Origin of the sequence: Ralstonia sp. TCR112 (assembly GCF_007997035.1) — a bacterium.
GTDB classification, from domain to species: Bacteria; Pseudomonadota; Gammaproteobacteria; order Burkholderiales; family Burkholderiaceae; genus Ralstonia; species Ralstonia edaphi.
Window position 1 is genome coordinate 1 of the sequence record NZ_VOSS01000147.1, and the last position, 11056, is coordinate 11056.

General features: G+C 68.4%; 10 protein-coding genes and 2 pseudogenes. 11 read left to right on the plus strand and 1 reads right to left on the minus strand.

Annotated elements, in window-relative coordinates:
• On the minus strand, positions 1-391 hold a 391-nt coding region (locus FUT88_RS24400), incomplete at its 3' end, for a type II secretion system protein N (protein ID WP_325205675.1).
• Between the two features lie 174 nt (positions 392-565).
• Here FUT88_RS24400 and gspG point away from each other — a divergent pair.
• The 11 genes and pseudogenes from gspG to FUT88_RS24455 form a co-directional block, all read left to right on the plus strand.
• Positions 566-1045, plus strand: a complete 480-nt coding sequence (gspG, locus tag FUT88_RS24405; RefSeq protein WP_147219054.1) for a type II secretion system major pseudopilin GspG — start codon at positions 566-568, stop codon at positions 1043-1045.
• 32 nt (positions 1046-1077) lie between these two features.
• Positions 1078-1569, plus strand: coding sequence for a GspH/FimT family pseudopilin (locus FUT88_RS24410; RefSeq protein ID WP_147219056.1), 492 nt, complete (start codon positions 1078-1080; stop codon positions 1567-1569).
• Positions 1566-1976, plus strand: coding sequence for a type II secretion system minor pseudopilin GspI (gene gspI / locus FUT88_RS24415; RefSeq protein ID WP_147219058.1), 411 nt, complete (start codon positions 1566-1568; stop codon positions 1974-1976). Before FUT88_RS24410 ends, gspI begins: the two co-directional genes overlap by 4 nt.
• The gene (locus tag FUT88_RS24420) at positions 1957-2688 is read left to right on the plus strand and encodes a type II secretion system protein J (RefSeq protein WP_186829372.1); all 732 of its coding nucleotides are present in this window, start codon (positions 1957-1959) and stop codon (positions 2686-2688) included. Before gspI ends, FUT88_RS24420 begins: the two co-directional genes overlap by 20 nt.
• A 1-nt stretch (position 2689) precedes the next feature.
• A complete protein-coding gene (gene gspK, locus FUT88_RS24425; RefSeq protein WP_147219062.1) occupies positions 2690-3775 on the plus strand; it encodes a type II secretion system minor pseudopilin GspK in 1086 nt (361 codons plus the stop codon).
• A gap of 167 nt (positions 3776-3942) precedes the next feature.
• Positions 3943-5378, plus strand: a pseudogene (gspL, locus tag FUT88_RS24430) (type II secretion system protein GspL).
• A gap of 10 nt (positions 5379-5388) precedes the next feature.
• Positions 5389-5958: a type II secretion system protein GspM gene (gene gspM, locus FUT88_RS24435; RefSeq protein ID WP_147217965.1), complete on the plus strand. Its 570-nt coding sequence runs from the start codon at positions 5389-5391 to the stop codon at positions 5956-5958.
• A 17-nt stretch (positions 5959-5975) separates the two neighbouring features.
• Entirely contained in the window at positions 5976-6818 is an 843-nt protein-coding gene (locus FUT88_RS24440; protein WP_147217972.1) for a type II secretion system protein N, read from the plus strand.
• A gap of 37 nt (positions 6819-6855) precedes the next feature.
• Positions 6856-9276 carry a type II secretion system secretin GspD gene (gene gspD, locus FUT88_RS24445; protein WP_147219064.1) on the plus strand — a complete coding sequence of 807 codons (2421 nt, stop codon included), beginning with the start codon at positions 6856-6858 and terminating at the stop codon, positions 9274-9276.
• Between the two features lie 16 nt (positions 9277-9292).
• Positions 9293-10849: a type II secretion system ATPase GspE gene (gspE, locus tag FUT88_RS24450; RefSeq protein ID WP_147217969.1), complete on the plus strand. Its 1557-nt coding sequence runs from the start codon at positions 9293-9295 to the stop codon at positions 10847-10849.
• Between the two features lie 22 nt (positions 10850-10871).
• Positions 10872-11056 (plus strand): annotated as a pseudogene (locus FUT88_RS24455) (type II secretion system protein GspF); the annotation flags it as partial.

Sequence of the window (11056 nt, forward strand, 5' to 3'; positions counted from 1 at the left end):
GCAGCGGGATCTCCTGGCGCGCGCCGTTGCGCTCGATCACCACCGAGCGCGCCTTGATCTCCACCAGCTTGAGGTTGGACGACAGCGACTTGCCGGCGCGCACCGCCTGTGGCGCGCCACCGTCCACCGACACGATGGCCGCGCCGGAGCCATCGGCCAGATCGGCCACTACGCCCATCACCTGCACATCGCGCGGGCCGTTCTGCGGGCCGCCGCCGAAGAGCGTGACGGCCGCGCCGGTCTCCAGCGCATCGGTCTGCGCCACGCGGGCCTCACGCGGCGCGCCCAGCGAGCGCAGCGACGACAGCGTCAGCACCCAGTGCGTCAGGAGCGCACACAGGGCAGCAAACAGTACAAGGCTGAGCAGGCGGGACGACTGTCGAGGGTTCATGAAATGGGCGGGGCACCGTAGGAATACGCCGATTCTATCCGCCCTTCATGCCGGTTCGGTGAACAGCTTGGAGGTGCGGCTCTAGAGCCAACGCAGCATGACCCCTGCGTGCAATATATGGTCATATCTCACGGATATACTCTGTCTCTTCCCCTTATTGCCAACTCTGTCGCCATGATGCAAGGCCAACTTCGCTCTTCCTTCCGCCAGCGCGCCCTCGCCCGGCTGCCCCAACGGGCGGCACGCGGCTTCACCCTGATCGAAATCATGGTGGTGGTGGTGATCCTGGGCATCCTCGCCGCGCTGGTGGTGCCGAAGATCATGAGCCGCCCCGACGAGGCGCGCATCATCGCCGCCAAACAGGACATCGCTTCCATTTCGCAGGCGCTCAAGCTTTATCGGCTGGACAACGGCCGCTACCCGACCACAGAGCAGGGCATCAGCGCGCTGGTCACCAAGCCGACCACCGAGCCGATCCCAAACAACTGGAAAGGGGGCGGCTATCTGGAACGCCTGCCCAAAGACCCGTGGGGCCACCCGTACCAATATCTGAACCCGGGCGTGCGCGGTGAAGTGGACGTCTTCAGCTTCGGCGCCGACGGCCAGGCCGGCGGCACCGGCAACGACGCCGATATCGGCAACTGGGACAACTAAGCCGCCGCAGTCGCCTCAACCCACCGCGCGCCATGTTCGGTCAACCACGCCGCCGGCACCCTCGCGGCTTTACGCTGCTGGAGTTGCTGGTGGTGGTCGTCATCATCGGCATCGTGCTGGCCGTGGTGGCCGTGAACGCCACGCCCAACCCGCGCTCGCAACTGGCCGATGACGCGCAGAAGCTCGCGCGCCTGATCGAGCTGGCTCAGGAAGAAGCGCAGCTCACTTCGCGCCCCGTGGCGTGGGAAGGCGATGCGCAAGGCTGGCGCTTCTACGAATCGACGCCCAACGGCTGGCGCGTGCTCAATCGCGACGTGCTCGCGCCCGGCCACTGGCGCCAAGGCATGGACAACGTACAGATCGTCGCAGGTGCCGCTGCGGTGCCCGGCGCCCCGCAGCGCCTCGTGTTCGGTCGTGAGGCCATCGGCCTGCCGTGGCGCGTAGCACTGACCGCGCAGGGCTCGCGCGTGGACGTGGTATCCGACGGCGGCCCGCGCGTGCTGACGGAGGCGCAAACGCAATGACGCGCCGCCTCCTCCGCCCTGCATGCGGTGTGCGCACGCACGGCTTCACCCTGCTCGAAGTGCTGGTGGCGTTGACCATCGTGGCCGTGGCGCTGACCGCCACCATGCGCGCCATGGGCAGCATGACCACCGCCAGCGATTCGCTGCAGACGCGCATGATCGCCACGTGGAGCGCCGAAAACCACCTCGCCAATTTGCGCCTCGCGCGCGTCTTCCCCGATCCGGGCGCGCGCGGCTTTGCCTGCCCGCAAGGCGATACGCAGCTGTGGTGCGAAGAAACCATCGCCAGCACGCCCAATCCGGTGTTCCGCCGCGTGGAAGTGTCCGTCTATCCGGATGCCTCCAAATCCGTGCGACTGGCTTGGCTCGTGACGCTATTACCGAACGATGCGCGCAATGTCTTCTGATCGTTCGGCGCGCGGCTTCACCCTGCTCGAGCTGCTGGTAGCAATCACGCTGCTGGCCATCCTGGCCGTGATCGCCTGGCGCGGGTTGGACAGCATGACCCGCACGCACGAGGCGCTGGCCCAGCGCGACGAACGCGTCGAGGCGCTCAAGACGGCCTACGCGCAGTTCGATGCCGACTGCACTCAACTGGCCGATCCGAACACGCTGTCGCGCTCGCCGGTGGAGGTGGACGCCAACCGCGTGCTGATGGTGCGCGACCGCCGCGACGATGGCCAGCCGCCCGCGTGGCAAGTGGTGCTTTACCGCATCGTCGACGGTCGGCTCGAGCGCCTCCAGACCCAACCGATCACCAACCGCGGCGACTTGCGCAATGCGATGGACAACCTGCGCCAGGGCGGCGTGGGCGCCGCGCGCTACCTGCTCGCCGCCAACGTTGACAGCATCAGCGCGCGCGCCTGGATCGAACCCGGCGGCTGGATGGACAACACGGGCGCGCTGTCGGCGGCGCTGTTCCCGGCGGGCAGCAACACCACCACCCTCACCGGCTTGCCGTCGGCTTCCACGCCCAGCGCGTCGGCGCCGTCGGCCAACAGCCCGGGCGTGGTGGTGCCGGCCGCTTCGGTGCGTGCGGTGGAACTGGCATTGCTCGTGCGCATGACGCCGCAGGGCGCGCCGCAGCGCTTCACGCGTATCTGCATGACGGGGCTTTGACATGGCGCGATGCTCCCGCCGACTCATTCAACGTAACTTGCGCGGCCGGCGCCAGCGCGGGGCGGCCATCATCACGGCGCTGCTGGTGGTGACGCTGGCCGTGGTGATCGTGTCGGGCATGCTGTGGCGCCAGCAGGTAGAAATTCGCGCGGTGGAAAACCAGCGCCTGAAAGCGCAGGCCACGTGGATTGCGCGGGCGGGCATCGACTGGGCGCGCCTCATCCTGCGCGACGACCAGCGCCGCACCGGCGCCGTCGACCACCTGGGCGAAATCTGGGCCGTGCCGATCCAGGAAACCAAGCTGTCGGACTTTCTCGGCAGCTCGCTGCGCACGGACACCGCCGGCGAGGAGTCGTACCTCTCGGGCCGCATCTTCGATGCCCAGGCGCGCTTCAACCTGATGAACCTGCTGACGGCGCAGACGCTGGGCGCCCGCACGCTCATCACCGGCCGCGACAAGGACGCCATCAAGGCCTACGGCCTGCTGCTGCAGTCGCTGAGCATCGACCCGAGCCTGGCCAATGTCACGGCGACGTACCTGGCGCAGATGCTGGGCGGCTTCCAGTCGATCGAAGGCATGCAGGGCGGCCAGCAAGGCGGTGAAGACAGCGGCGGCGGGAGCGGCGGCAGCAACAGCAACGGCCCCAGACCGCTCGACGACGTGGCGAGCCTGCTGACGATTCCCGGCTACACAGCCGACATGATCGCCAAGCTGCGCCCCTACGTGATCGTGCTGCCGACCCGCACGCAGATCAACGCCAACACGGCCAGCGCCGAAGTGCTGGCCGCCGTCATCCCGAACCTGAGTCTGGACCGCGCCCGTTCGCTGGTGCAGGCGCGCGACCGCGCGTACTTCCGCAACATCGGCGACGTCACCAACCAGTTGCGCGGCATCGCGCCCGGGGTCGACACCACCGCCGCGGCGAACCTGCTGGACGTGCAGACGCACTATTTCCTCGTCTACGGCATGGCCCGCCACGAGCGCGCCCGGATCGGAGAAGTGGCGCTTGTTTCACGTGGCGATCCGATCAACAATAACGCGACCCGCATCGTCTGGGTCCGCCGCATCGACGAGATTCCGTCATGACGGCGGCGCAACACCCCTCCACGTGCGTACGCGCCGCTTGTAGACAGACCCTGGCCTTCGCCGTATTGTCATCCGCATCGTTCAGCATCGCGGGTCTTGCGCAATCCGGCGCTTCCGTTGGCAGTTCGCATTCACACTCTCAAGATCAATATCAATAGAGGAGCGGTTTGACGACCTCCCTGTACGTGCGCCTGCCGCACCGGCCCATTCAATCGCCCGAACGCTGGTCGGCGGGCGCGCTTGCCTCCGTGCCCTTCGCGCTGGTGCGTGAAGAGGGCGCGCAGGGCCCGCAACGCGTTCAGCGCGAAGGCACGTCGCGCACCGACGAGCTGCCCGCGGCCGACCGCCTGATCCTTCTGCTGCCCGCCGCGGACGTGCTGCTGGTGCCGGCCAACGTGCCGCCGCTGGCGCTGCCCAAACTGCGTCTGGCGCTGCCCAATCTGGTGGAAGACCGCCTCGTGCAGGACGCGCAGCAATGCCATATCGCTCTCGGCCCGCGCTTGGGCGACGCTCCCGCGCGTGGCTGGCGGGCACCCCGCGAGCCGCAATCGCGCGCATTGATGATTGCCGACCGCGCGTGGGTGCGCTTCATTCTCGATACCTTTGCCGGCCACAAGCACCGCACCTGTCATCTGCTGCCTGCGCAGCTTTGCGTGCCGTTTGAAACGCCTGCCGCAGCGGCAGCGCCGGTTGCAGAATCGGCAAACGCCGTCGAACGCGCGGAGCCGTCGCTCGATGCTTCTGCTGCCGCCGAGCCCGCAGTCGACGCGCCCGTGGCTGAAACCGTGGCTGCGGTGACACCGGCCACCATCGCGCTCGACGCGGCGCCATCGTCCGACCCGGACGCGCCCGTGGCCGTCGACATCACCGTACGCACCGGCCGCGCCGAGGGCTACGGCCTGCGCGTGCTGCCGGCCAACGTCGGCAACTGGCTGGGGATTGCGCCCACGCCGGCCACGTTGATGGTGTCGCCCGCGTTGCGCGAGTTGGCGCCCGGCCTGTCGACCGACCCCGCCACCGCCACGCTCGATTGGGCGACCTGGGCGCCGGCGCCCGCGACGCCCTGGCGTCAGGCGAAGCCGATCTCTGCCAGTTCGACTTTGCACGCGGCGGCGTGGCCGGCATGGACTGGAGCCTCTGGCGCCTGCCCATCGCGCTGGCCGTGCTCATCGTGGTCGTGCAGCTCATCGGCATGAACGCGCGCTGGCTCACGCTGCGCGCCGAGCAGAAGCGGCTCGATACCGCCATGCGCGCGCAGTTGCAGACGGCATTCCCGAATACGCCCGTGATTCTCGACCCGCCCGCGCAGATGCGCCGTCAGGTCGAGCAGCTGCGGCTGGCCGCCGGCAAATCGGCGCCGGAAGACTTCCTGCCGCTGGCCGATCGCTTTGCCCAGGCAGCCACCGGCCTCGCGCCCGATGCGCTGCTCGCGCTCGATTACCACGGCCGCGCGCTCACGGTCACGCTCAAGGACGGCACCGACACCGCCAGCCTGCGTACCGCCGCCCGCAATGTCGGCCTGAACATGGACACCGCCGAGGCCCCGCGCGGTGCCGAGGCGACCGTACCTGGCTCGCGCTGGACGGTTTCCATCGCCCAATAACGCTTCCTCCATGGCGACTTCCTCCCCTTCCTCTTCCCGATCGTCATCCCGCCGCCTGCCGCGCATCGGCGTGCCGGACTCGCTGCGCGATGCGGCGACGACGTTCTGGATGCAGCGCGAGCCGCGCGAACGCCGCATCCTGGCCGGTGGCGGCGTGGTGCTGCTGCTTGTGATCGTCTACCTCGTGCTGTGGGAGCCGGCCTTCGAAGGCCAGCGCCGCATCGAGAAAGCCCTGCCGCAGATGCGTACGCAACTCGCCGAGATGGAAACGCTGGGCCAGGAAGCGCGCGGCCTGTCGGCCATTGCCGCCGCGCCCGTGCCGCGCGGTGCGGAACTGCAGCAGGCGCTCACCACGAGCCTGACCAACCACGGCCTGAAGGCCACGCGGATGGCGATGTCGGGCGAGAGCGTGCAGGTGCAACTGGACAAGGTGCCCTTCGGCGCCGTCGCCGAATGGCTGCAGGAGGTGCGCCAGGCGCAGCGCATGAAGGTGATCGACACGAACATCAAATACGTGGGCGCGACGGCCCTGGTCAACGTGACGGCGACGCTGCAAGGCCCCGCCGCCGCTGGCCGCTGACGGGTCCGATCGTGCCGATGGGGATTGAATCGCTGCCGCCGCTGCGCTTGCGCCGCCGGGCCGGGCCGGACGAGCGCACCGGCCTCGGCTGGCGTGTGCTGTGGTGTGGCGTGGCGCTGCTGGCCGTGGGCGCGACCGTGGTGGCGCAGTATCCGGCCGCGTGGGCGGCGGAACGCATTGCCGCAGCCACGGGGCACCGTGTTTTGCTGGCCGACAGCCAGGGCAGTATCTGGCACGGCAGCGCAACGCTCGCGCTGACCGCCGGCAACGGCGGCGCCGATGCGACCGTGCTGCCCGGCCGGCTGTCCTGGTCGATCGACATGCTGCCGCTGCTGACCGGCACGCTGCGCGCGCACCTGGCGCACGATCGCGCGCTGGAGAAGCCGGTCACGCTAACGGTCACGCCGGGGCATTGGGAGGCAGAGGCCGGCGCGGTCGCGCTGCCGGCATCGTTGCTGGAAGGCATTGGCGCGCCATTCAACACGCTCAAGCTGGATGGCCGGTTGCGGGCGCAGTGGACGCCGCTCTTGGGCCAATTCGGCCGCGGGAAAGGCCAGCCAAACACCGCCCAGGGCGCGCTGACTGTCACGCTCGAGCAGGTATCATCCAGCCTCAGCCGGGTGCGGCCGCTGGGCAGTTACCAGGCGGTGCTGTCGTTTGGCGGCGTGAGCGGTGCGCCGATGCAGTTGTCGCTGTCGACGCTGGCCGGGCCGCTCACCTTGCAGGGCCAGGGCACCCTTGGCCAGGGCGCGCATTTTGACGGGGTGGCCAGTGCCACACCGGAGTCGGAACCGCAATTGATTGGCCTGTTGAGTCTGCTGGGCCCGCGCGACGGGTCGCACCATCGACTCCGCTTTTGATCCTCAAGCCGGCGCGCGAGCCAGCGTGCCGACAACCATGAACGAGACCATGTACAACGCCTCTTCCCGACTCACCGTTCGCGCCATCGTCCTGGCATGCTGCGCAACAATGGTGGCCGGCTCGATGCCAGTCTTCGCCGCCCCGCCCAGCGCGGCATCCTCCCAGAACGGCGCTGCCGGCAATCCAGGGGATGAGGTCTCGCTGAATTTCGTCAACGCGGATCTGGACTCGGTGGTCAAGGCCGTGGGCCAGGCCACCGGCAAGAACTTCATCGTCGACCCGCGCGTGAAGGGCACCGTCAACCTCGTCACCGAAAAGCCGGTGACGCGTTCGCAGGCGCTGGAATCGCTGGGCTCGATCCTGCGCATGCAGGGCTACGCGATTGTCGAGGGCAACGGCTTCACCAAGGTCGTGCCGGAAGCCGACGCCAAGCTGCAGGGCTCCCCCACCAGCGTAGGCGCGGCGGGCTCGCGCGGCGGCGAGCAGGTCGTTACGCAGGTCTTCCGCCTGCAGCATGAATCGGCCAACAACCTGGTGCCGGTGCTGCGCCCGATGATCGCGCCCAACAACACGATCACCGCTTACCCGGCCAACAACACGCTGGTCATTACCGATTACGCCGATAACCTGCGCCGCATCGGCCGCATCATCGCGTCGATCGACACGCCCGTGGCCGGCGAAACCGAGCTGATTCCGCTGAGGAACGCCGTGGCCATCGACGTGGCGGCCACGCTGCAGAAGCTGCTCGATCCGTCTGCCGGTGGCGCAGGCGGGGCGGGCGCCGGCGCGGCGCTGTCGGACCCGAGCCTGCGTACGTCGGTCGTGGCAGAGCCGCGTTCGAATAGCGTGATGGTGCGTGCGTCGAGTGCGGCCCGTCTCGCCCAGGCCAAACAACTGATCGCCAAGCTGGACGTGCCGAACGCGCGCCCCGGCAATATCTGGGTGGTGCCGCTCAAGAATGCCAACGCGGTGCAGCTGGCCACTACGCTGCGTGCGATCGTCGCGGCCGACGCCACGCTGTCGGCCTCGGCATCCACCGGCCCGGGCGGCCAAAGCGCCGCGCAAGGCGCGACCTCGCAGCCCGCCGGCGGCGTGAACACCTCGCAGAATCAGAACACGCAGAACACCAACTACGGCAGCGGCTCGGGTTCGGGCAGCGGCTCGGGCAGCGGGAGCTCTTCGTTCCGCGCCTCGTTCGGGCAGAACAACACGCCCCCCACCGGCGGCATCATCCAGGCCGATCCGGCCACCAACGCGCTCATCATCACCGCCAGCGAGCCGGTCTACCGCAACCTGCGCGCCGTGATCGACGACCTGGACGCGCGGCGCGCGCAGGTCTACATCGAATCGATGATCGTGGAAGTGACGGCCACCAAGGCGTCGCAGCTCGGCATCCAGTGGATGGTGGGCGCGGGCGGCCCGAACACCTACGGCGGCGGCGGCACCAACTTCGGCACCGGCTCAGGCAATCTGCTGACGCTGGCCGGCACGATTGCCACCATCACGACGGGCGGCATCGGCAGCACGGCGGCGCAGACGGCGCTGTCCAACGTGAACGTCGGGCAGCTCAACGGCGGCAACTTCGGCGTGTTCAACAAGGCCAGCGGCCTGGGCGCGATACTGTCGGCGCTGGGCTCGGACGGCTCGGTCAACGTGCTGTCGACCCCGAACCTGATCACGCTCGACAACGAAGAGGCCAAGATCCTGATCGGCCAGAACGTGCCGATCACCACCGGCTCGTATGCCCAGACAGGCACGTCGGCTTCGGTCACGCCGTTCCAGACGTTCGACCGCAAGGACGTCGGCATCACGCTGCGCGTCAAGCCGCAGATCACCGATGGCGGGCTGGTGAAGATGCAGATCTTCCAGGAGTCGTCGGCCGTGGTGCCGGGCACGCAGAATGCGACGCAGGGCCCCACCACCAACGTGCGCTCGATCGAGACCAATGTGCTGGCCAACGATGGCCAGGTCGTCGTGCTGGGCGGTCTGCTGGAAGACAACTACCAGGACGGCGAGCAGAAGGTGCCGGGCCTGGGCGACATTCCCATCCTGGGCGCGTTGTTCCGCTCGGAAAACAAGACACGTGTGAAGACCAACCTGCTGGTGTTCCTGCGCCCGATCATCCTGCGTACGGCCGATGCGACCGGCGCGCTGTCGGACAACCGCTACAACTACATGCGCGATACGCAGCAGGGCTTTGTCTCGCCGAACATGCTGCCGACCACGTCAGACAAGGACACGCCGGTGCTGCCCTCGCCCAGCGCGATGCGCCCGGCCGACAACTACGGCGATGTGTCGATCGTGCCGAAGGGCCCGGCCGGCACGCAGGTGCCCCCGGGCGCCCCGATGCCGATGCCGATGCCGCAGGGCACCACGCGCAGCCAGCCGCGCCTGCAGAATTTCGCGGCGCCGACCTCGGGCGGCTACGACGGCAACGCGCCGCGCAATGGCGGCTGACAACGGACAACGAACCATGGCCACGCAAGCTTCCACCACCGACGTCAGCACGCTGGAGCCGCCCTCGCAGTCCGCCGTGCGGCTGGTGCCGTATGCGTTTGCGCGCGACGCCAAGCTGCTCGTCGCGCGCCAGGACGTCGACACGCTGGAAGTGTGGGTCTGCCCCGAAACCTCGCGCACGGCGCTGGCTGAACTCGGCCGCGTGTTCGGCGCGCTGCAGCTGGTGACGCTCGACACGGCAGCACTGTCCACCGCCACGCAGACGGCCTACAACGCGCAGGACGGCAGCGCGGCCCAGGTGGTGGGCGAAGTGGAAGGCGAAGTCGATCTCTCCCGCCTGATGCAGGACATTCCGGCCGTGGAAGACCTGCTCGAATCCGAAGACGACGCGCCGATCATCCGCATGATCAACGCGCTGCTTACGCAGGCCGCGCGCGAAGGCGCATCGGACATTCACATCGAGCCGTTCGAGAATGCATCCGTCGTGCGCTTTCGCGTCGACGGCACGCTGCGCGATGTGGTGCGCCCGAAGAAGGCGCTGCACGGCGCGCTCATTTCGCGCATCAAGATCATGGCGCAGCTCGACATTGCCGAGAAACGCCTGCCGCAGGATGGCCGCATCACGCTGCGCGTGGGCGGGCGCCCGGTGGACGTGCGCGTGAGCACGCTCCCCACCGGCCACGGCGAGCGCGCGGTGCTGCGTCTGCTCGACAAGGAAGCCGGCCGGCTCGACCTCGGCAAGCTCGGCATGGGCGCCGGCACGCTGGCGCGCTTCGACCACCTGATCAACCAGCCGCACGGCATCGTGCTCGTCACCGGCCCGACGGGTTCGGGCAAGACGACCACGCTGTACGCGGCGCTGTCGCGGCTCGACGCGTCGTCCACCAACATCATGACGGTGGAAGACCCGATCGAATACGACCTCGACGGCATTGGACAGACGCAGGTCAACCCGAAGATCGACATGACCTTCGCCAAGGCCCTGCGCGCCATCCTGCGCCAGGACCCGGACGTGGTGATGATCGGGGAAATCCGCGACCTGGAAACCGCGCAGATTGCCGTGCAGGCCTCGCTGACGGGCCACCTGGTGCTGGCGACGCTGCACACGAACGATTCCGCATCTGCCGTGACGCGCTTGATCGACATGGGGATCGAACCGTTCCTGCTGTCGTCGTCGCTGCTGGGTGTGCTGGCGCAGCGCCTGGTACGTCGCCTGTGCGTGCATTGCCGCCGCGAAGAAGTGCTCGAACTCACGCCCGCAGAAGTGGAAGCCGTGGCCGGCACGCCGGTTGCCGATGGCGTGGCACCGGCCGCCCCGGCACGCAAATCGGTGTGGCATCACGTCGGCTGCGACCGTTGCAACCACTCCGGGTACCAGGGCCGCACCGGCGTGTACGAGCTGCTGACCGTCACGCCGGAAATCCAGACGATGATCCACCGCCAGGCCGCTGAATCCGAGATCAAGGCGTTCGCCATCGGCCAGGGCATGCAGACGATGCGCATGGACGCACAGCGCTGGATCGACACCGGTGCCACGTCGCTGGAAGAAGTGCTGCGTGTCACGCGCGACTAAGACGCGAATGAACGAATAGCGCATGCCAGCCTTCCGCTACGAAGCCGCCGACGCCACCGGCAAGACCGACAAGGGTGTCATCGAAGCCGACAGCGCGCGTCAGGCGCGCACGCTGCTGCGCGCACGCGGGCTGACGCCGCTGCTGGTCGACGCGCTGGGCGCACAGGACACCAAGCGCGGCGGGTCCACCCTCGGCAAGCGGCTCTC

What these genes read in the sequence shown, in the direction of transcription:
- FUT88_RS24420 (WP_186829372.1), top strand. Translation starts at nt 1,957, where the DNA reads ATGCGCGCAATGTCTTCTGATCGTTCGGCGCGCGGCTTCACCCTGCTC.
- FUT88_RS24440 (WP_147217972.1), top strand. Translation starts at nt 5,976, where the DNA reads ATGGGGATTGAATCGCTGCCGCCGCTGCGCTTGCGCCGCCGGGCCGGG.
- gspE (WP_147217969.1), top strand. Translation starts at nt 9,293, where the DNA reads ATGGCCACGCAAGCTTCCACCACCGACGTCAGCACGCTGGAGCCGCCC.
- gspG (WP_147219054.1), top strand. Translation starts at nt 566, where the DNA reads ATGATGCAAGGCCAACTTCGCTCTTCCTTCCGCCAGCGCGCCCTCGCC.
- FUT88_RS24410 (WP_147219056.1), top strand. Translation starts at nt 1,078, where the DNA reads ATGTTCGGTCAACCACGCCGCCGGCACCCTCGCGGCTTTACGCTGCTG.
- gspM (WP_147217965.1), top strand. Translation starts at nt 5,389, where the DNA reads ATGGCGACTTCCTCCCCTTCCTCTTCCCGATCGTCATCCCGCCGCCTG.
- gspK (WP_147219062.1), top strand. Translation starts at nt 2,690, where the DNA reads ATGGCGCGATGCTCCCGCCGACTCATTCAACGTAACTTGCGCGGCCGG.
- gspD (WP_147219064.1), top strand. Translation starts at nt 6,856, where the DNA reads ATGAACGAGACCATGTACAACGCCTCTTCCCGACTCACCGTTCGCGCC.
- gspI (WP_147219058.1), top strand. Translation starts at nt 1,566, where the DNA reads ATGACGCGCCGCCTCCTCCGCCCTGCATGCGGTGTGCGCACGCACGGC.